Origin of the sequence: Brevibacterium oceani, from assembly GCF_017948325.1 — a bacterium.
In the GTDB taxonomy this organism is placed as follows: domain Bacteria; phylum Actinomycetota; class Actinomycetes; order Actinomycetales; family Brevibacteriaceae; genus Brevibacterium; species Brevibacterium oceani.
The window spans coordinates 1330122-1350814 of record NZ_CP072846.1; the positions used below are offsets into that span (position 1 = coordinate 1330122).

The 20693-nt window shown below is 66.6% G+C and carries 18 protein-coding genes and 1 other annotated feature; of the genes, 10 read left to right on the forward strand and 8 right to left on the reverse strand.

Annotation, left to right across the window (positions count from 1 at the left end; genetic code table 11):
* The first annotated feature begins 25 nt into the window (after window positions 1–25).
* Together resB and ccsB are read left to right on the forward strand one after the other, a co-directional pair.
* Window positions 26–1597 (forward strand): cytochrome c biogenesis protein ResB, encoded by a 1572-nt coding sequence (gene resB, locus J9314_RS05745; protein ID WP_343207049.1) that lies wholly within the window; start codon window positions 26–28, stop codon window positions 1595–1597.
* A gap of 133 nt (window positions 1598–1730) precedes the next feature.
* The gene (gene ccsB, locus J9314_RS05750) at window positions 1731–2738 is read left to right on the forward strand and encodes a c-type cytochrome biogenesis protein CcsB (protein WP_210604922.1); all 1008 of its coding nucleotides are present in this window, start codon (window positions 1731–1733) and stop codon (window positions 2736–2738) included.
* 334 nt (window positions 2739–3072) lie between these two features.
* Here ccsB and J9314_RS05755 read toward each other — a convergent pair whose 3' ends face one another.
* Window positions 3073–3507 (reverse strand): PLD nuclease N-terminal domain-containing protein, encoded by a 435-nt coding sequence (locus tag J9314_RS05755; RefSeq protein ID WP_181274758.1) that lies wholly within the window; start codon window positions 3505–3507, stop codon window positions 3073–3075.
* 84 nt (window positions 3508–3591) lie between these two features.
* Between J9314_RS05755 and J9314_RS05760 the strand changes: the two genes are divergently transcribed.
* On the forward strand, window positions 3592–3954 hold the full coding sequence (locus J9314_RS05760) for a DUF4229 domain-containing protein (protein WP_210604923.1): 363 nt from the start codon (window positions 3592–3594) through the stop codon (window positions 3952–3954).
* A 106-nt stretch (window positions 3955–4060) separates the two neighbouring features.
* Here the strand turns inward: J9314_RS05760 and J9314_RS05765 are convergent, their stop codons facing one another.
* From J9314_RS05765 to J9314_RS05775, 3 genes are read right to left on the reverse strand one after another with little or no spacing between them, the layout of a single operon-like run.
* Entirely contained in the window at window positions 4061–4993 is a 933-nt protein-coding gene (locus J9314_RS05765) for a 1,4-dihydroxy-2-naphthoate polyprenyltransferase (protein WP_210604924.1), read from the reverse strand.
* Window positions 4994–5047: 54 nt separating this feature from the next.
* Window positions 5048–6286 (reverse strand): AMP-binding protein, encoded by a 1239-nt coding sequence (locus J9314_RS05770; RefSeq protein WP_246490632.1) that lies wholly within the window; start codon window positions 6284–6286, stop codon window positions 5048–5050.
* 20 nt (window positions 6287–6306) lie between these two features.
* The gene (locus tag J9314_RS05775) at window positions 6307–7227 is read right to left on the reverse strand and encodes a 1,4-dihydroxy-2-naphthoyl-CoA synthase (protein ID WP_210604925.1); all 921 of its coding nucleotides are present in this window, start codon (window positions 7225–7227) and stop codon (window positions 6307–6309) included.
* Window positions 7228–7370: 143 nt separating this feature from the next.
* On the opposite strand from J9314_RS05775, the gene J9314_RS05780 reads away from it, so the two are divergent.
* Together J9314_RS05780 and J9314_RS05785 are read left to right on the forward strand one after the other, a co-directional pair.
* Window positions 7371–7940: a dienelactone hydrolase family protein gene (locus J9314_RS05780; protein ID WP_210604926.1), complete on the forward strand. Its 570-nt coding sequence runs from the start codon at window positions 7371–7373 to the stop codon at window positions 7938–7940.
* A 106-nt stretch (window positions 7941–8046) separates the two neighbouring features.
* On the forward strand, window positions 8047–9195 hold the full coding sequence (locus tag J9314_RS05785) for an o-succinylbenzoate synthase (protein WP_210604927.1): 1149 nt from the start codon (window positions 8047–8049) through the stop codon (window positions 9193–9195).
* A gap of 99 nt (window positions 9196–9294) precedes the next feature.
* Here J9314_RS05785 and J9314_RS05790 read toward each other — a convergent pair whose 3' ends face one another.
* Window positions 9295–10005 (reverse strand): hypothetical protein, encoded by a 711-nt coding sequence (locus J9314_RS05790; protein ID WP_210604928.1) that lies wholly within the window; start codon window positions 10003–10005, stop codon window positions 9295–9297.
* A 15-nt stretch (window positions 10006–10020) separates the two neighbouring features.
* A complete protein-coding gene (locus J9314_RS05795) occupies window positions 10021–11562 on the reverse strand; it encodes an alpha/beta hydrolase (RefSeq protein ID WP_210604929.1) in 1542 nt (513 codons plus the stop codon).
* A gap of 59 nt (window positions 11563–11621) precedes the next feature.
* Between J9314_RS05795 and menD the strand changes: the two genes are divergently transcribed.
* Window positions 11622–13487 (forward strand): 2-succinyl-5-enolpyruvyl-6-hydroxy-3-cyclohexene-1-carboxylic-acid synthase, encoded by a 1866-nt coding sequence (menD, locus tag J9314_RS05800; protein WP_246490633.1) that lies wholly within the window; start codon window positions 11622–11624, stop codon window positions 13485–13487.
* Window positions 13488–13685: 198 nt separating this feature from the next.
* Here the strand turns inward: menD and J9314_RS05805 are convergent.
* Together J9314_RS05805 and J9314_RS05815 are read right to left on the reverse strand one after the other, a co-directional pair.
* Window positions 13686–14920 (reverse strand): IS3 family transposase gene (locus J9314_RS05805; protein WP_425514167.1). Its coding sequence is split into 2 segments (ribosomal slippage): window positions 13686–14641 and window positions 14641–14920, totalling 1236 coding nucleotides; the frame shifts between segments, so codons are not numbered across the junction.
* Window positions 14514–14642: a sequence feature (AL1L pseudoknot), on the reverse strand. Its footprint overlaps the gene before it by 129 nt.
* Window positions 14921–15003: 83 nt before the next feature.
* Window positions 15004–16368: an isochorismate synthase gene (locus J9314_RS05815; RefSeq protein ID WP_210604930.1), complete on the reverse strand. Its 1365-nt coding sequence runs from the start codon at window positions 16366–16368 to the stop codon at window positions 15004–15006.
* A 149-nt stretch (window positions 16369–16517) separates the two neighbouring features.
* Here J9314_RS05815 and J9314_RS05820 point away from each other — a divergent pair, with 149 nt between their 5' ends.
* Genes J9314_RS05820 through J9314_RS05835 form a run of 4 tightly spaced genes read left to right on the forward strand, consistent with a single transcriptional unit; the run spans window position 16518 to window position 20691 of the window.
* Window positions 16518–17210 (forward strand): demethylmenaquinone methyltransferase, encoded by a 693-nt coding sequence (locus J9314_RS05820; RefSeq protein WP_210604931.1) that lies wholly within the window; start codon window positions 16518–16520, stop codon window positions 17208–17210.
* On the forward strand, window positions 17207–18508 hold the full coding sequence (locus tag J9314_RS05825) for a geranylgeranyl reductase family protein (protein WP_210604932.1): 1302 nt from the start codon (window positions 17207–17209) through the stop codon (window positions 18506–18508). Before J9314_RS05820 ends, J9314_RS05825 begins: the two co-directional genes overlap by 4 nt.
* A gap of 45 nt (window positions 18509–18553) precedes the next feature.
* Window positions 18554–19564: a polyprenyl synthetase family protein gene (locus tag J9314_RS05830; RefSeq protein ID WP_181274774.1), complete on the forward strand. Its 1011-nt coding sequence runs from the start codon at window positions 18554–18556 to the stop codon at window positions 19562–19564.
* Between the two features lie 59 nt (window positions 19565–19623).
* Window positions 19624–20691, forward strand: coding sequence for a permease (locus tag J9314_RS05835; protein WP_210604933.1), 1068 nt, complete (start codon window positions 19624–19626; stop codon window positions 20689–20691).
* The last annotated feature ends 2 nt before the right edge of the window (window positions 20692–20693 follow it).

Genomic DNA, 20693 nt, shown 5'->3' on the forward strand with positions numbered 1-20693 from the left:
GAAGTCGGCGAGCCAGAAGCCTCAGGTGACGCAACCTCAGCTGGGCTTCTTCGGCATGTGCCGGTGGGCGTGGACGCAGCTGACGACGATGCGCGTGGCGCTCATCCTGCTGCTCGTCCTCGCGCTCGCAGCGATCCCCGGCTCCCTCCTGCCTCAGCGCATCCAGGACCCGGGACGGGTGAACACGTTCCTGGAGAACAACGGTGCGTGGGGTACGTTCCTCGACACCATCCAGATGTTCGACGTCTACTCATCCGTGTGGTTCTCCGCCATCTACCTGCTGCTGATGATCTCACTCGTCGGCTGCATCATCCCGCGGACGAAACAGCACTGGAAGGCGATGCGCTCGGCCCCTCCCAAGGCGCCGAGGCGGCTGGGCCGGATGCCCGGCTACGCCGCCTTCACCTCGGCGACGGGGGAGGCCGACAGTCGGGAGGACGCCGACCAGGCCTTCCTCGACCGTGCCGAGGCCCGGCTGAAGAAGTCCGGGTACCGGATCAATCGGCGGGATGACCATGTGGCGGCCGAGCGCGGATATCTGCGGGAGACGGGCAACCTCGTCTTCCACGTCGCCCTGCTCATGGCCACCCTGACGATGGCCATCGGTTCGCTCTTCGGCTACGAAGGTCAGCGCATCCTCGTCGAGGGGGAGACGTTCTCGAACTCCCTGGTCTCCTACGATTCCTTCACCCCCGGGTCCTACTACGATGCGGACAACCTGCCGGACTTCCGGCTCAAGCTCGACAGCTTCTCCTCGAGCTTCGACGATCAGGCGGCGGGCAATCAGTTCGGGCAGCCGCGCAGCTTCGATGCGAAGGTCACGACGAACTCCGAGGGCAAGACCGAATCGCACACACTCGAGGTCAACAAGCCCGTGCGCATCAACGGCGTCGGCGTCTACCTCACGGGCAACGGCTACGCCCCCGAGGTGACCGTCCGTGACGCTCAGGGCAATGTCGTCCAGTCCGGGCCGCAGGTCTTCATCCCCGACGGCGGCGACGGGGGCTACACCTCGGAGGGCGTCATCAAGGTCCCGGATTCGGCCGGCACGCAGATGGGCTTCGTCGGGGTCTTCCTGCCGACCGCAACGCAGAACGACAAGGGCGAGCTCGTCTCGAGCTTCGCCGAGCTGCGCAACCCCTACCTCGTGATGAGCGGATACACCGGCGACCTCGGCCTCGACGACGGAGTCCCGCAGTCGGTGTACTCCCTCGATGCCGATAAGATGACCGAAATGACCGATGACTCGGGCAATCCGCTGATCATCCAGCTCGCCGAGGGTGAGACTCAGGACCTGCCCGGCGGCGGATCCGTGACCTTCGACGGAGTGAAGAAGTACATCGCCGTCGACATCTCGCAGGATCCGACGCAGGCACTCATGCTCATCAGCGCGATCCTCGTGCTCGCCGGCCTGGGGCTGTCTCTGTTCATTCCCCGCCGCCGCGTGTGGGTGAGGATCAAGGACGGAAACGCCGAGGTGGCCGCCCTCGCCCGCGGTGAGGATCCGATGGTCGAGCGCGCCGTATCCGACCTCGTGAAGGACCTGCGCGACCCCGACCCCGCTGAGGGGCAGGACGAGGGCGACGACGAAAGATGAGACTCTGGTACTACGCGGAGTAGAATAGCCGCGGAGTGTCGGAGTTTCAGACCGCACCCGACAGGGCGGCGGGCTCGGACACGGGCACGCCGACAATGAGCGATATGAGAGCACCTGACGGTGCGGAGGATGAATGGACGTCAACACTGACCTCGCAATGTGGTCGAACCAGCTGATCATCTCGGCGATGATCGTCTATGCCTTCGCGATGATCTTCTATGCGTTCGACCTGTTCGGATCGCGCGAACTCAAGACGGCCAAGACAGAGGTCGCCAGCCCCGCGAAGGCGAGTGCTGTGCGGCGGACGAACCGGAAGACCGCGACCACTGCTGTCCTCGACCGGCCCGGCGATGATGAGTCGGAAGTACCGGTGAAGAAGAGCCGCGGGAACAGACGACGCGGAGCCCGCATCGGCACATCGCTGCTGGTGCTCGCCGTCCTGCTGCACGCCTCCGCCGTGCTCACCCGCGCCCTGTCTGTGTCCCGCGTGCCGTGGGGCAACATGATGGAGTACGTGCTCACGGCGACGACGATCACCGTCATCGTCTACCTCGTGGTGCTGACGAAGAAGGACGTGCGCTACCTGGGCACGTTCGTGTCCGGGGGAGTGCTGCTGTGCCTGGGCCTGGCAATCACCGTGTTCTACACCCCGGCAGCCAAGCTCATCCCGGCCCTGGACTCGTACTGGATCGCCATCCACGTGCCGATCGCGATCCTCTCGACGTCGCTGCTCTACATCTCAGCGATCCTCGCGGTGTTCCAGATCCTCAAGAGCGTCTACGAGACGAAGAACCCGAAGTGGCTGCGGTTCATGCACCGTCTGCCCGCGAGCGACGACCTCGAGCGCTCCTCCTACACGATCGCGGCCGTCGGCTTCATCACCTGGACCTTCACCCTCATCGCGGGTGCGATCTGGGCCGAGGTGGCCTGGAGCCGCTATTGGGGCTGGGACACCAAGGAGATCTGGACCTTCGTCGTGTGGGTCATCTACGCGGCCTACCTGCACGCTCGCGCGACCCGCGGCTGGAGCAAGACGAAGGTTGCGGTGCTCAACATCATCGGCATCGCCTCGGTGATCTTCAACTTCACCGTCGTCAACGTCTACTTCAACGGCCTGCACTCCTACTCCGGCCTCGACTGACGACTTCCCGACAGCGGCGACACGCCCCTCACCGTAAGTCGGGTGAGGGGCGTCTTCGTGCCGGCGCTTGGGCGGACACGAAATGTCGTTCAGGCCGGAGTGCGGCGAGAACAGCCTTGTTCAAGCCGGAGCGCGGTAGTCGATCGTTGCACGGCTCCACAGATGCGCTTCGCCTTGAACGACGCGGGAGAGCCCTTTGCAGCCTCTCGAGGGTGGCTTTTCGGCCCACTTGAGGCTGGACAGCCCAGTTCTCAACGTGGGCTGCTCGGCGCAGATGGGGCCGAACTTGTAACTGCCGGATGGCGTCGATGCGACGAGGTCGATGCGACGGGACTCAGTTGGAGCGGCCGCGGCCTTCGCCCTTGGTACCGCGATCATCGGTGTCGGCCGAAGAGTCCGCTGCAGAATCGTCGTCATCGTCGGACTCGGAGGCGTCATCGCTCTCGGTCTTCGGCTCATCGTTCTCATGTGCCGGTGGAGCGTGCTTGCCGAGCTTGACGTCCCGGTCGACCTGTCGCAGGTAGTCATCGTCATCATCCGGGGCGACCTGCCCGCGGGGACGCTGCGCCGCCGACGGTTTGGCTTCGGAGCCACGACCGAAGAGGAACCAGAGGACGAATCCGAGGACCGGGATGAAAAGGATGATGAGGGCCCATGCGGGTTTGGGCAGGACTCGAATCAGACCCCGATCGCGCAACAGGCAATCGAAGAGTCCATACAGTGTCACCGCTGCCGCTAGGACGATCGCGGCAATGAGAAATCGAGCCATGCACCAAGGATAGTCCACGATCCTGAACACCGACTCAGGCAGTCGGTGACGAGACGATCACGATCGAGGGCTAAAATAGGCTCAATGCGCACCTTCTGGCTCTACACTCTCGCTCGACTCGGCATCATCGTCGGCGTCGGACTCATCCTCTTCCCGTTCCTCGGGCTCAACCTGCTCATGGCGGTCGCGGCCATCGTCATCGGCGCGCTGCTCAGCTACCTGTTCCTCGGGAACATGCGCGCTCGAGTGGCCACTGACATCGAGGCCCGTCTTGCCGCTCGTGCTTCCAAACCCAAACGCAAGAGTGCCGACGAAGCGGCTGAGGACCAGATCGTCGACGATCGCCTCACCGAAGAAGAGCGCCTCACCGAAGAGGAACACGCGGCCGACGAGAAGCGGACTGCCGACGAAGAGAACATCTCAGACGGCAACGGCCGAGAGAAATAGACCCCGGCCGTCTGCCGCCCAGAGCTGACACGCTCAGAGTCCTGCCAATCAGAGCTGACACTCAGAACCCACTGGCTCAGGACCCACTGACTCAGAACCCACTGGCTCAGAGCGCCAGGCCGAGTCCCATCAGCGCAGCGAATGCCAGGCCGGTCAGCCCGGTCGATTTGATCGGCGGGATGAGCCCGGGTCCCGTCGTACCGCTGAGCACCGTCTTGAGCGGATTGAGCGCCGGCACCAGGGCGAGGATCGCCAACGCCGCTGCCGGATGCCCGTCGAGGATGGCCAGGGCCAGGAGCGCAAACGGCAGCAGCACGAGCACCGCATAGGCGATGCGGGCGGAATTGTCGCCCAGACGCACCGCGAGCGTGATCTTGCCGGCCTCGATGTCGGTGGGGATGTCGCGGAGGTTGTTGACCATGAGCACGGCGGACGCAAGCGAACCGATCGCCACGGCACCGGCCCAGCCGCTGAGGCTGAGGTGCCCGACCTGCATCCACATCGTTCCCAGGGTGGCCACGAGTCCGAAGAAGACGAAGACGAACACCTCACCCAGGCCCATGTACCCGTAGGGCTTCTTCCCGCCGGTGTAGAACCATGCTGCGGCCACCGCGGCGGCCCCGACGATGAGGAACCACCAGGCCTGAGAGACGAGGATGAGCACGATCCCGACGACCCCGGCGATGCCGAAGAACAGGAATGCGGCACGTTTGACCTCGCGCGCCTCTGCGAGGCCGGTCGCTGTCAGACGCACCGGTCCGACGCGTTCGTCGTCAGTGCCGCGAATGCCGTCGGAGTAGTCGTTGGCGTAGTTCGAACCGATCTGCAGACAGAGGGAGACGAGCAGGGCGAGGAACCCGCGGAACAGGATCTGCCCGAGGCTGACGTGGTCGTCCCCGCCCGAGATGTCGTCGAGGATGAAGGCGGTGAACCCGCCGAGCGACCCGATCGCAGCTCCGGTGCCGATGAGGACGGGTGCGAGAGCCAGGGGGAGAGTTCGCAGTCGAGCTCCCGAAATCCACTGGGCGGCATCAGCCATAGTCCCAGGTCACCTTCCTCTTATGTCGTCGAACCGTCTTATATTACCGATTGTTCACCGGCAAGGGTATTCGGCGCAGTCCGCCGCGAGGTGCGCGGCAAGCTCGGCGGCGGCCCGACGGTCGGGTTTGCCGATCGACCGATTCGGGATCTCGTCGACGGGAAACACGAGGTGCGGCAGCAGGTGCCCGTCCATCCCATGATCGAGGCCGTTGAGATGCCGAGCCAGTTCGCGAGGGGAGCGACCGTCGAGCCCCGACCCGGCCTCCGCGGCGTCCCCGCCGGCGAACCTGACCAGCGCGACGATCCGTCTGCCCCACTCCTCGTCGGGCACCCACGTCACGAGCACCTCGGCGACGCCTTCCTTCTGCCAGCGCGGGAGCAGACCCGTCTCCAGAGCGTGCGGGGAGACATTCGTCCCGCCGGAGATGATGATGTCATCGACCCGGCCGAGGACCGTGAGCACCCCGTGATCGAGGCGGCCGAGATCGCTCGTGTGCATGATCCGCCGACCGGCATCGTCGATGGTCAGCGCCGTCGACTCCACCGGTGCGATGGTGCCGTCGGGCGAGATCGCGACGTATCCGTCGGCGACGACGGGGCCGGTCAGGTCGATCGTTCCCGCCTCGGTGATGGTGACCTCGACCCTGTGGAAGGGCACACCGTCGTACACGCAGCCGCCGGCGGTCTCGCTCATCCCGTAGGTGCGCACGATCGACAGTCCCGCGGCATCCGCGCGTTCGAGCAGGGCCGGTGAGATCGCCGACCCGCCGAGGAGGATGTGCGAGATGCTTGCCGCGAGGTCGGTCGCATGATCGTCTTCGAGGATCCGGTGGAGCTGGGTGGGCACGAGAGACGTGTACGTCGGGCGTTCGCCCGCCCGCTCCAGCAGGTCGTCGACCGCTGAGGCGAAGGATATGGGGGAGAACCTCGCCGAGGTGGCCCGCACCGGTGGGCGCCCTGCCAGGCGGGCGCGCAGCTCCACCTGGAACCCGGCGATGTGGTTGACCGGCAGGCACAGGTGCCAATCACCGGGCCCGGACAGAGAGTCCTCGGTCGCCTGCGCCGAGGCGGTCAGGGCTTCGGGGGAGAGCGCCACGGCCTTCGCCGTCCCCGTCGACCCGGAGGTGTGGAGGATGAGGGCCGGGCAGGGGCCCGGGCCCGTCCACGAACGGGGAGCCGCCTCGGTGACGGTGCCCGTCCGGGAGGACGGCAGGATGAGGATCGAGCGTCCGTCGAGAGCCCGGTCGATGGCCTCGGGCAGCTCATCGGTGCGCAGTTCGCGGGTGTCCACGGTGATCTGAGACCGAGCCGTCAGTAGTACCAGGGGAAGGGCGACCAGTCGGGATCGCGCTTTTCCAGGTAGGCATCGCGGCCCTCGACGGCTTCGTCGGTCATATAGCCCAGACGCGTGGCCTCACCGGCGAAGACCTGCTGGCCCATGAGGCCGTCGTCGACGAGGTTGAAGGCGAACTTGAGCATCCGCTGCGCGTTCGGGGACTTGCCGAGGATCTCACGCGCCATGGTCAAAGCGGCGGTTTCGAGTTCGGCGTGGTCGACGACCTCGTTGACGGCACCCATGTCGGCCATCTCCTGGGCCGAATACGTGCGGCCGAGGAAGAAGATCTCGCGGGCCTTCTTCTGCCCGACTATCTTCGCCAGATACGCCGAACCGTAGCCGGCGTCATAGGAGCCGACGTCGGCATCGGTCTGCTTGAACTTCGCGTGTTCGCGGGAGGCGATGGTCATATCGCACACGACGTGGAGACTGTGGCCGCCGCCGGCAGCCCAGCCGGGGACGACGGCGATGACGACCTTGGGCATGGTCCGGATGAGTCGCTGGACCTCGAGGATGTGGAGGCGTCCGGCCTGAGCCGGATCGACGCTTTCACGAGTCTCGCCCGAGGCGTACTGGTAGCCGGAACGACCGCGGATCCGCTGGTCTCCACCGGAGCAGAATGCCCAGCCGCCGTCCTTCTCGCTCGGACCGTTGCCGGTGAGCAGGACCGCTCCGACGTCGGAGGTCTGGCGAGCATGGTCGAGGGCGCGGTAGAGCTCGTCGACGGTGTGCGGGCGGAAGGCATTGCGGACCTCGGGGCGGTCGAAGGCGATCCGCACGCAGCCGAGGTCGCTGCCGGTCGCCGGGTCGATCGCACGATGGTAGGTGATGTCGGTGAAGTCGAAACCGGAGACCTCACGCCACAGGGAAGGGTCGAAGATTGCTGAAACCGTCATGGTCCCCAGCCTAGCGCTTGGCCCTGAGCACCTTGTGCGGCAGGCAACGCAGGTCTAGAGTCGAACATCATTCCGGCGGACCGGAACGACGAGCGCACCGGAACGACGAGCGCACCGGAACAACAGTCAATGGGAGACTGAAGATGGCCGAAGTTCTGCTCTACCACCATATCCAGGGCCTCACCGACGGGGTCAGCGCCTTCGCCGAGGATCTGCGGCAGCAGGGCCACACCGTGCACGCCCCCGACCTGTTCGACGGACAGACCTTCGCCTCGATCGACGACGGCTTCGCCTTTGCCCAGGAGATCGGCTTCGATGCGCTCCGCGACAAGGGCCTGGCAGCAGCCGATGGGTTGGGGCCCGAGCTCGTCTATGCGGGCTTCTCCTACGGAGTGATGACCGCCCAGCAGCTGGCCCAGACCCGACCGGGTGCCCGAGCTGCCCTGTTCCTGCATTCGTGCGCCCCGGTCTCCGAATTCGGGCAGTCGTGGCCCGACGGGCTCCCGGTGCAGATCCACGGGATGGACGGCGATGAGTTCTTCGACGAGGATCTGCCGGCAGCACGTGAGCTCGCCGAATCGACGCCCTCGGCCGAATTGTTCGTCTACCCCGGCAACGCGCATCTCTTCACGGATTCCTCGCTCGAGGCGTTCGACGCCGATGCTGCCGGGCTGGTGCGGTCGCGAGTGCACGCGTTCCTGCAGGACCTCTGAGAGCGAGGACCTCTGAACGCAAGGCTCGGACCGGCGTTTCTGAGCACAGGCTGGTACCGGCCACTGCACGCTGTCGTGCCCCAACGACGAGGGATAGTCTGAGGGCATGGCCGACCACGCGTGCACTCTCTCCGATCTCCCCGAACGGTTCGACGAGGTCATCGACGATCTGCATGTGCTGCGGCTGCCGATGGTCACCCGGTTCCGCGGCATCACCGAACGCGAAGTCGCGCTCTTCTCCGGCCCCGTCGGCTGGGCGGAGTTCTCCCCGTTCGTCGAATACCGCACCGAGGAGGCGAGCCGCTGGCTGCAGGCCGCCCTCGAATTCGCCGGCCTCATCACGTCGCCGATCGGTATTCACCCGGCCTCGTCCGTCCGGTCGGTGGACGCCTGCTCGCCGGACACGGAATCAGCGCCCGCCGAGGCGGCCGAACCGATCCGGACGGAAGTGGCGGTCAACGGCACGCTGCCGGCTTGTTCGCCCGGCGAGGTCGAATCCATCCTCGCCCGCTACGGCCGCGTCGGCACCGTCAAAGCCAAGGTCGCCGAGCATGGACTCGATTCCCTGGCTGAGGACCTCGAACGACTGCGCGAGTTCCGCCGACTCTTCCCGCAGGCCACTCTGCGCCTCGATGCCAACGCCGGCTATTCGCTCGATGAGGCGCTGACCGCCTCGGCGCAGTTCGCCGACTTCGGTCTCCAATACTTCGAACAGCCCGTCGCGGCGGTCGAGGACATGGCGCGGCTCCGTGCCGAGCTCGACCGTCGTGGTCTGCCGGTCGTGCTCGCCGCCGACGAGTCCATCCGCAAAGCCGAGGACCCGCTGCGGGTGGCCGAACTCGGGGCTGCCGAGGTCATCATCGTCAAGGTCCAGCCGCTGGGCGGCATCGGATCAGCACGCGCGGTCATCGCCGACTGCGGCCTGCCGGCCGTGGTGTCCTCGGCACTCGAATCATCGGTCGGTCTGGCCGCAGGTGCGGCACTGGCCGCCGGGCTGCCCCGCACCGAGATCAGTCGCAGACTCCTCGGTGATGATCCGGCCTGCGGACTGGGCACCGTCCGTCTCTTCGCCGACGACGTCACGAACCCGAACGCCGGGATGCGTCCGGTCGACGGATACGTCCCTGTCACGCGTATCGCCCCGGACCCTGACCGCCTGCAGACGCTGGCGGTGGATCCGGGGCGATACGACTGGTGGGCAGAGCGACTCCAGCAATGCTGGTCGCTTCTGCGACGCGAGCCCGAACCCGGCTGAGCCGAACTCGGCTGACCCGAACCCGGCTGAGCCGGACTCGAACTCAGCTGAGCCGACCTCGACCGAGCCGGGCCTGGTCTCGACCGAGCTGGCCCGAACTCAGCCGGCGTTCTTGACGGCGTCGACGAAGGTCTCGGCGGTCGTCGACACGGTCGACTCGTCGATGTCAGCGACATTGGCCGCGGTGACGACGTTGTTGCCGACACGAGCGGAGATGGAACTCGTGTTGAGGACCGTCTGACCGCCGGCATCGATCGTCGCCTTGACCCCGACCGTTTCGTCGGCGCCTGAGACGGTGGCGTCGAAGGACTCGAACTTCATCTTCATCTCGATGCCCTGGGACTTGATGCTCACGTCGCTGCACTTCTCCGTCACCGCGCTCGAGGTCTTCAGCTGAGACGCTGCGGCTTCATCGTCGGCGAGGCTGACGAGTCCGACGGACATGGTGTTGTCGCTCGAGACACCGGTGACCGTGGTGGTGTCACTGGCCTGCGCGGCGTTGAGCGCCGCCATCGACAGGTCCTTGCACTCGCTGGGTTCGTACTCGGCCTGTTCGAGCGCCTTGAGAGCTTCGCTGCCGGAGGCCGCGGTGGTGTCGATGGTCTTGAACGACAGGCCGTCCGCATCGGTGGATTCGAGGATCTTCTTCAGCTGCGCCTCGTCGAGCTGAGTCGCCTGCGGTGCCTCCTCGGTCTGAGCCGCAGCGCCGCCGCCGTCTTCCTGCGCCTTGTCGCCGCCGTCTTGGCCGCCCGAGCAGCCCACAAGGGTCAGACCGGCGATGAGCGCGATGGCTGGGAGTATGCGTTTCATGATGGACCTCTCGAGTCAGCGTTCCGTAGGAGAATCGGCGGCCGCAGCATCACGACCGCTCTCAATATATGCGCCCAGCACGTCATCCGCGGACTCAGGCTGTGCCGGATCTGAAACATCGACCGCTGAGGCATGGTCGCCGTCCGCGCCCACACCCGTGTCCGCATCGACCGGCGCTGAGGCGATTCGCACCGTCGTCACCTCATCCTGTCCCAGCGTGGTGAAGTGCTGAGTGCGTCTGCCGGGGATGATCGGGTCGTGCATGGCCGCGGCCAGTCGCCCCGTGAAAGTCAGTCGCCCCTTCTTGTCCGCCCGCTGCTGATAGGCATTGTCGCCGCTGGGTCCGGAGACCGTGATGTCATAGCGGCGCTTGGGCTCGAACAGGCCCGGGGTGCGCACCCGGAAGCTGCCTGTCCCGGACAGGGAGAAGCCGGCGGCGCTGACGGCGTCGAACCGCACGATCTGAGCCCGACGCCGGGAGATCTCCACCCTCCAGCCGTGGATGTCGAAGAGGGCATGCCCGGTGAGATAAGAGAACTCACCGCCATCGGCGACGCCGGGCCCTCGACGGTCCGAACTCGCATAGTTCCGGCGGCGACCCAGCGTTGTCAGCCACGCGCCGAGCTCGCGCTCCCAGCTGCTCCAGTTGTGCAGACCGCTGGTGCGGGGAAACCACGAGTGCCGGATGCCCAATCCATTGAGGCGGGCGGAGAATCGCTCGCCCTGACTGTTGATCATCGACTCGAGCAGATCGCGGTCTTTCGACTCCTCGAGGCTGCCGGACCCGGCGCTGAACCACAGGTCGAGGCCGGAGAGGTTCTCGGCCAGCGCGTACGGGGAGTTCGCCAGCCATTCGCTGCGGTCGGCCACCGGGTCGCCGAAGAGCGTCATGGATCTCGCCCCTTCGCGCATCGCGATGATATCGAAGGCCGGCACCGTCGACAGTGGGTCCAAAGGTGAGGAGAACGCGGCCGCGGCGCCGAAGCGGTCCGGATGCCAGGCGGCGTATTTCATCGCCCCGTACCCGCCCATCGACAGTCCCGCGAGCAGCTGGTTGGCCGGTGCCTGATCGACGGAGAAGTTCGCTTTGAGGAAGGCGGGGATCTCCTCGGTGTGGAAGCGCGGCCAGTCGTGGACCTCGCTGCCGACCGCCAGCCGGGAGTAGGTCCCGGCCCCACCGTCGGGCATGACGACGAGGTAGGGGGTCTCGAGCGTGAGCTCCTCGGCGGATCCGAAGTCCGTCCACGAACGGAAGTCGTCTCCGCCGCCGTGGAAGAGGTGAATGACGGGGCTGACCTCGGCGGGGATGCCGGGCAGGAGCACGCGGACACCGACGGTGCGGCCGAGTGCGGGGGAATAGATGAAAAATTCGCGCAGCCTCGGCGAGAGCTTGCGTTTGTCACGGATATGCCACGTCCGGGCATCCTTGCCGCGGGGTTCGGGCCCGAGGAAGGCACTGTTCTGTTCGAGGGCAGGGTACCGTCCGCGCTGTGCGCGAGCCGCGGTCAGCGTGCGGATGGCACGTGCTCCCATCGCGATGATCAACGAGCGGCGCATTTCTCGAGGCTAGAGGGTCGAGATGAACCGCAGGTGGGCAAGTGGTTGAATATCAGGTGATGTCGAATTCGAGCGCGGTGGCGCAGCAGATAGCCCGGAGCCTGGTCCGATCGCGGGTGACCGATGTGGTCATCGCCCCCGGTTCCCGGTCCGCTCCCTTGGTCTACGCGCTCGGCCCCCTCGCCGAGGCGGGGCTGATCCGAACGCATGTGCGCATCGACGAGCGCGACGCCGGGTTCCTCGCCCTCGGCCTGGCCCGCGGCCTGCGTGCGCGCGAACGGCAGTCTGCCGTGGCGGTCGTGACGACCTCCGGATCGGCCGTGGCCAATCTTCACCCTGCCGTCCTCGAGGCTTCCTATGGGCATCTCCCGCTGCTTGTGCTCAGCGCCGACCGACCCGCCCGACTGCGGGCGACCGGCGCCAACCAGACCATCGACGATCAGTCCCAAGTGCTCAGCGATGTCCGCGCCCGCTTTGACATTGCCGCAGGTGAGGACGCGGAGATCGTTGATCGAGAGGTGACCTCTGCGGTGTCGGCGTCGGTGGGTCAGGTCGGTGGAACCGTCGCCGAGGTGGCCGGACCGGTCCAGTTCAACGTGCAGTTCGACACCCCGCTGGTTCCGACCCCGGACGAACTGAGGACGTGGACCGATGAGGTCGAGGGGATGGCCGAGTCCGAGCCTTCGGCGACGACAGTCGGGCAGGCCATGACCGCCGCACCGTCCGAGAGGGTCGCCCAAGCCGGGCCGGCGGAGGGAGCACGCTCCGGAGCCACCGTGACGATCACCTCTGGCACCGTCATCGTCGCCGGCGACGCAGGTGGTCACCCGGCCGAATCGCTGCGTGCGCTCGCCGCCGCTCACCACCTGCCGGTGCTCGCCGAACCCTCGAGTCCGCTGGCGCGGGCAACAGAAGAGTCCTCGACTTTCGTGCCCTCCCACGCGCGGGTCCTCGGCGAGCGGACAGACCTGCGGGATGCGATCCGGACGGTCATCGTCCACGGCAAGCCGACGCTGACACGACCCGTGGCCGCGCTGCTCGCCGACGAAAGGGTGACCGTGCAGCGCGTGCCCGACGATATCGATGCGCTGACCCTGACCGTGACGGACGAGGTGACCGTGACGGGCGGGGCGATCGTTGCGGACGAAGCGACTATCGCGGATGACACAGTCAAGACCGATGTCGCAGACGGCGATGCCGCTGCGGGCGCTGTGTGGGTGCGTGACTGGATCGATGCGGGGGAGGGCTTTGTCGCAGCCGCTCGGAACGAACGTTCCGCGGCAGCGGAGTCGACCAGGTCCTCGCACGCGGAGTCGACCGGGTCTGCAGGCGCCGCCTCGGCGGGGGATTTCCAGTCGACTGCACGCGCGATCACCGAATACCTCGCCGGGCAGGACACCACACTCTTCGTCGCGAGTTCGAACTCGGTGCGCTATCTCAGCGATGCCGCCGACATCCGTGCCCGCATCCATGCCTCGCGGGGACTGGCGGGCATCGACGGACTCGTCTCCACTGCCACGGGACTGTCCCTCGGGTTGGGTGAGCCGGTCGTTCTGCTCATCGGGGACATCGCGATGCTCCACGACATCGGCGGACTGCTCACCCCCAGCGCCGAGGCCATCGGCGACGTGACGATCGTGGTGCTCAACGACGACGGGGGAGCGATCTTCTCCGGACTCGAACACTCCCAGGACCACCTCGCAGGATATCTGGAGCGGTACTTCACCGTCCCGCACGGCCGCGGATTCGCCGACCTCGCTGCAGGATACGGGTGGGACTATGCGCAGGTGACGAGCGCGGCAGAGTTCGAACGCGCCTTCGCCGGTGAAGGCAGCGCCGACGCCTCCGGTGAGAACGCTGCTGACGTCTCCGGCACCGGCGTTGCCGGAAGTCGCCGCATCATCGAGGTCGCCATCCCGCGCTGATCCGGCTCACTGATCGCTTGCCTCGAAGAACACGCCGTGCACGACGCGTTCTTCAACCGAACCGGTGAGTGAGCGGCCCAGGCGGTGTGAGCGCCGAGATGGTGTGAGCGCCAAGGCGGTCAGCGTGGCCGGGGAGGCTGTCAAGCCCCGGGTTTGATGGAGAGTTTTCTACTTGGAAATCGTCAGCTTGTGCACGAGCTAGGCAGCCCGTGGCAGCGCGTTGAAATAGTCTGCTCGGAACGCAGCGGGAGTCGCACCACCGAGTGCTCCGTGAGGCCGGTACGTGTTGAACCAGTGCACCCACTCCGCCGTGGAGATCTCGACATCATCAATACCTTTCCACGGACCCTTGTTCCGGATCAGCTCGGCCTTATAGAGTGAATTTAAGGCTTCGGCAAGGGCGTTATCGTACGAGTCGCCTTTCGACCCGACAGAGGCGACGGCGTCTTGTTCGGCCAGGGCCTCGCCATAGCGAATCGCCCGATACTGGACCCCGCGATCTGAGTGGTGCACCAGCCCGGATAGGTCGCCACCTGCACGTTTCCGCTGATAGATCCCCATCTGCAGAGCATCAAGAGCCAACTCGGTATGCAGCGATCTCGAGACTTGCCAGCCGACGATCTCGCGGTTGAACACGTCGGTGACGAACGCGACGTAGACCCACCCGGTGAACGTGTGCACATAAGTTATGTCGGCAACCCACAGCCGGTCAGGGGCGAAAGCCGCGAAGTGGCGATCGACGAGATCGGCTGGACAGTTCTCCCGCGGTGCTGACCGTGTGGTGTTCGGTGCTTTGGCCCTCTTGATCCCGTGTAATCCGAGGTCTTTCATCAGGCGTTCGATCGTGCATCGGGCTACATGCCCGCGCCCTAACGGGTCGGGTTCGCGGTTGAGGACGATGTGCATCTTCCGGGCTCCGAACGCATCGTAGTTGTTCGTATGCACCCTGCTGATCTCCTCTTTCAGGATCTCGTCACGTTTCTGCCTATTCGAGGCTGGCCGCTGTTTGCGGGCATAGTAGGTACTCGGAGCGATCTTCACGCCGGCAGCACGCAGCGTGGAACAGATCGGCTCGACTCCGAATTCGTCCTTATGCTCGTCGATGAAGGCGACGATTACTTCGAGGGGCGGTCGAGCTCCGCCGCGAAGAAAGCCGACGCCGACTTCAGGATCTGGTTAGCCCGGCGCAGTTCCCGGTTCTCTTTCTCGAGGTCCTTGATCCGCTGGGCATCAGCGGTGGTGGTGCCGGGCCGGTCGCCGGCATCGACCTGGTCCTGGTTGACCCACGACCGCAGCGTTTCGGGGTTGACACCGAGCTGGTCGCCGATACGGCGGAAGATGCCGCGGCGGGCACCCGGGTCAGCTTCGAGTGCGTCGAGGACCATGCGGACTGCTCTCTCACGAAGCTCGAGCGGGTATTTCTTTTGGGGCATGACAGGGAAGTCCTTTCCGTGGCTTCACTGTCTCCATTATTCCCGGGGCGAATCAGGCAGCCCGGTTGGTCTGACCCGGACCTTCAGTCCAGACCCAGCGCCCGGCGCATCGGGGCGAACTTCGCATTCGTCTCGGCCACCTCGGTGGCGGGATCCGAATCGGGCATGATCCCGGCACCGGCGTAGAGGCGGATCCGGTTGCGGTCCTCAAGCTGACCACAGCGCAGGGCGATGCCGAACTGGCCGTTGCCGCGCCCGTCCATCCACCCGACGGGGCCCGAATAGCGGCCGCGGTCGAGCGGTTCGAGCTCATCGACGTGGGCGACGGCGCTCGCCTGCGGGTACCCGCCAACTGCTGCGGTGGGGTGGACGGCGGCGGCGATGTCGAGGGCATTGAGGTCGGAGCCTGCCGCCAGCGTCGCCTGCGCATCCGAAGCCGAATGGATGACATTGGCCAACGGCAGCAGGTGCGGGCGCTCATCGACGGTGACGTCCTCGGCGACCGAACCCAGGCTGCGCTGCAGCGACGCGATGGCGAAAGCGTGTTCGGTGCTGTCCTTGTGTGCGCTCAGCAGCTTCCTCGCCTGCGGCATCTCCTCCATCGGGTTCTTCTCCACCCGATAGGTACCGGCGAGGACGCGGGAGGTCACCCGACCGTTCTCGACCCCGATGAGCAGCTCCGGGGTCGACCCGATCAGCCCGGCGACGTCGAAGGTCCAGCAGCTCGGATAGCTGCGGTTGAGCGCCCCGAGCACGGCACGCACGTCGATGTCGTTCTCGGTGGTGACCACCTCGTCGCGGGCGAGGACGATCTTGCGCAGCGTCGGATCGTCGGTGAACGCGTCAACCTCGGCGGTGGTGTCGATGGGGGTGAGCATCGCCGAAACCTGTTCGACCAGCCGCGCCCACCTGCTCGGATCGAGTTCACCCAGCTCGGACGTCGCCGACTCGATGCGGCGCAGCGGTTCGGGGTGGAGCACCGGCGGCACGGGATGCTCGTCGGACGTCGTGATCGATGTCAGCCATACGCGGCCCCCGCGGCGGCCGAGCACGAATTCGGGGATGTGGAGGATCGAGTCGACGCTCGACTCCCCGGAATACGCGACCGTGGCGAAGCACATCAGACCCGACCCGAGCAGGTCGACCTCGTCCTCGACACTGGCCGCCTCGGCGATCGCCGACCAGGCACGCGAGAGTTCGGTGAACCGTTCGGGACCGCGCGCGCTGATGCGCATCGTCCGTCCGAAGCCGATCAGCCCGGAGGTGTCGCGGACCCAGCACGAGAACGCCGTCGTCGGGAGCAGCTCGAGGGTCTGCTCGACAGTGGTCGGCAGACCGGACTCGAACGGGAAGCCCGGACCCGGATCGACGTCGTCGACGAAGCGGGAGGCTACGTTCAGACGCGGGGGAGCGGCGAGGATGTCGGAGGTGCCGTATGTCGTAGTCATGTCGCTTCGATTCTAGACGAGGACCCGCTGTCGATCCGCCGCCTCGGTGATGGAGGGAACGGCGAATGTGGCTATCTCCACATCCGCGCCCGCGTGAGAGCGGGGATCCGGATTCGCCGTCTGCGCGGTGGTGTTGAGACAATGAGAGCATGAATCGTGCCCAGCTGGACAAGCAGCCCGACGACGTCGCCTCGATGTTCGATGATGTCGCCTCCCGCTACGACCTCACGAACGACGTCCTCACCTTCGGTCTCGCCCGCACCTGGCGGCGCACCGTCGCCCATTCCGTGGCCGCCGGACCCGGCGAACGCGTGCTCGATCTGGCGGCGGGAACCGGCACCTCGTCGATGACGTTCACCCATCACGGCGCCGAGGTGGTCGCCGGGGACATCTCGTCGGGCATGCTCTCCGAAGGCCGCCGTCGTCACCCGCAGATCGACTTCATCTACGCCGATGCGATGGATCTGCCCTTCTCCGACGCCAGCTTCGACGTCGTCACGATCTCCTTCGGCATCCGCAACGTCCACGACGTCGACACGGCCCTCAACGAGATGCTGCGTGTGCTCAAACCCGGCGGACGGCTCGTCATCTGCGAGTTCTCCACCCCGACCCTCGACGCCTTCAGCCTCGTGTACAAGGAATACCTCATGCGGGCACTGCCCGCCGTTGCCCGCGCCGTGTCCTCGAACCCCGAGGCCTACGTCTATCTGGCCGAGTCGATCCGCGCCTGGCCGAACCAGGACGCGTTCGCCCACCAGATCCTCGACGCCGGGTTCGACCAGGTGAAGTACCGCAACCTCACCGGCGGAATCGTCGCCGTCCATCACGCTCTCAAACCGTGAACGAGTTCGACGCCGAGGTCGTCGTCGTCGGTGCCGGCCCAGCCGGATCGGCGATCGGCGCCTACCTCGCCCAGGCCGGACACGAGGTGATCATCCTCGAGAAGTCAGGCTTCCCCCGCGACAAGATCTGCGGCGACGCCCTGACCCCACGCGCAGTCAAGGAAGCCGGGCTCCTCGGCATGGAGCTCGAGGAATCCGACGGCTGGCACCCGAACCGGGGACTGCGACTCATCGGAGGCGGCCACCGCCTCGAACTCGACTGGCCCGACATCGACGGCACCCCGAACTACGGACTGACCCGCCCCCGCATGAGCATGGACGAAGCCTTCGCCCGGCATGCCCAACGCAGCGGTGCCCGCCTCTTCGAACAGGTCAAGGCGATGTCCCCGGACATCGGCGAGGACGGATGGATCCGCGGGGTGCACGCCTCGGGCACCGACCACCGCGGTCGCCGTGTCGGGCCCGAAGCCCACTTCCGCGCCCCCATCGTCATCGCCGCCGACGGAGTCTCCTCCCGCCTGGCCGTGGCCATGGGCCTGGAGAAGCGCGACGACCGCCCCATGGGCATCGCCGCCCGCTCGTATCACACGACGCCTCGGCACGCCGACGACTACATCGAGTCCTGGGTCGAGATGCGCTCGAGCAACGCGAACGGCGAATCCGAGACCCTGCCCGGATACGGGTGGATCTTCCCCCTCGGCGACGGCACCGTGAACATCGGCGCCGGCCTGCTCGACTCCTCGCCGCAGTTCAGATCCGTCGACCTGCGCTCGGTGATGGGGCAGTGGATTGCGGACATGGGCCACGAATGGGGCATCGATGAGACCACCGAGCTGGGACCGATCAAGTCCGCGGCCCTGCCGATGGCGTTCAACCGCACCCCTCACTTCCACCGCGGGCTGCTGCTCGTCGGCGACTCCGGCGGAATGGTCAACCCGTTCAACGGGGAGGGCATCGACTACGCGCTGGAATCGGCGCGCATCGCCGCCGAGGTGATCTCCACCTACTCCCGCTACCCGCAGCACGTGCTGCGCGCACGACTGGCCGAATACCCCGAACTGCTCGGGAACTCCCTGGGCGGCTACTTCACCCTCGGACGGGTTTTCGCCTCGATCATCGGCCACCCTGCGCTCATGCAGTTCGGAATCAAGTACGGTATGGGTGTTGACGTTGTGATGGAGTTCGTCGTCAAATTGTTGGCGAACCTCTACCGCGACCCGAAGGTCTCCCACGCCGATCTCATCGACAGGGTGATCGACGCCCTGACCCGAATCGTCCCGGCCACCAGCAACGGCTGAGCACTCGGGCGAGGACAGACACCGACTACGACGAATGACGAGGACATGAGCCACCCAGCCTCTCAGGCCACCTTCACCGGTGACGACGCCCAGCTCGCGGCGGAGATCTCGACTCAGTTGGACGCCGTCGAGGCCAGGCTCTACGAGGTGACCGCGCAGATGCGTCGGCTGCCCGACGAGACCTCGAAGCATCTGCTGGCCGCCGGCGGCAAACGCGCCCGCCCGAACCTCGTGCTGCTCACCGCCCGCCTGGGTCAGGCCGACACCGAGGACATCATCGACGCGGCCGTGGCCGTCGAGCTCATCCACCTCGCCTCGCTCTACCACGACGACGTCATGGACGACGCTCCCGTGCGCCGCGGGGCACCGGCCGCCCACGAGGTGTGGGGCAACTCGGTGGCCATCCTCACCGGCGACCTGCTCTTCTCCAAGGCCTCCGGGGTGACGGCGAAGCTCGGTCCCGAGGCCGTGCGCATCCAGGCCGAGACCTTCGAACGCCTCGTCCTCGGTCAGCTCAACGAATTCGCCGGACCGCCCGAGGGCGCCGACGTCATCGATCACTACATCCAGGTGCTCGCGGACAAGACGGGCTCGCTCATCGCCACCTCGGCGCAGTTCGGGGTCATGTTCTCCGGCGCGGATCCGGCGCTGGCCGAGCCCGTGCGCACCTTCGGTGAGCGTGTGGGCGTGGCCTTCCAGCTCGCCGACGACATCATCGACCTCACCACGACGAGCTCCGAGTCCGGCAAGACCCCGGGCACGGACCTGCGCGAACGCGTTCCGACCCTGCCCGTGCTCTACGTGCGGGCCGCTGCCGCCGACGGTGATGATTCCGCCGCCGAGGTGGTGCGCCTCCTCGATGAGGATTTGAGTTCCGACGTCGCCTTGGAGACCGCCCGGGCCGCCCTGGCCGCGCACCCCGTGACCGAACGTGCCCGCGCCGAGGCTCTGCGCTGGGCCGATGAGGCGAAGGTCGCCCTCGCACCGCTGCCGGCAGGACAGGTGAAAGACTCCCTGTTCGCGTTCGCCGACTCCGTCGTCGCCCGCACCTCCTGAACTTCTCTGGCTGAATTCTCCGTTCCGCATCACCGCGGCCGAAGCAAGGACGAACAGCGATGACCAGCCCCACGGCAACGGAGCCCACACACTCCTCACGACGACTGGCTCCCGCCGATTGGATCGGCCTGGGCGTCCTCGTCGCAGTCCTCGTGGTGGGGCTGAGCTGGTCGAAATGGCTGCCCTACTGGGACAAGGCCTGGACGATGAGCCAGACCTCGATATGGGACGGCGGCCCGCTCTTCGACGCGGCCGGCGACACGATCTCGTTCGCCGGGGCCTGGGACTTCACGCTCGTATACTTCACCGCAGTGTGGAAGGCGCTGCTCGTGGCACTGCTCGTCGCCGCGGCCATCGATGCCCTCGTGCCTCGCGATTGGCTGGCCCGGCTGCTCAACCGTCGCAGCCACACGGGCCAGGCCCTCGCCGGAGCCGCCCTGTCCACGCCGAGCATGATGTGCACCTGCTGCGCGGCACCCGTCGCCGCGGGTCTGCGCGACACCGGGGTGAGACGATCCGCGGCGCTGGCGTACTGGGTCGGCAATCCGCTGCTCAACCCGGCCGTACTCATCTTCTTGGCCCTCGTCCTGCCCTGGCAGTACGTGGCCGTGCGCATCGTCTTCGCCCTCCTCATCGCCGTCGGCGCCAGCGCGCTCATCGGACGATGGATCACGGGAAGCGCCGAGGCTGCGCCCGACCCGAGCCCCACCTCGCCGAGGCTGTCCTCCCTGCCCGTGCGCTACCTTCGGTCGCTGGGCCGGTTCACACTCATCCTCGTGCCCGAGCACCTCGCGCTCGTCTTCCTCGTCGGGCTGCTCGCTCCGTGGCTGACCGGGGTCTACGGACTCGAAGCGCAGCTGGGTGCCGGCGCGGTGCTCGTGGCGGCGATCGTGGCGACGCTGCTCGTCATCCCGACCGGGGGAGAGATCCCGATCATCCTCACCCTCCTGCCGCTGGGTGTCGGTGCCGGCGTCACCGGTGCCCTGCTCATCGCCCTGCCGGCCCTGAGCATTCCGTCGATGGTCATGGTCGGCAAGGCGATGGGATGGAGGACGACCGCGGCGATGGGTGCCGCCGTAGCGGTGGCCGCGATGCTCGCCGGAGGAGTGCTGGCGGTGCTGAGCTGATC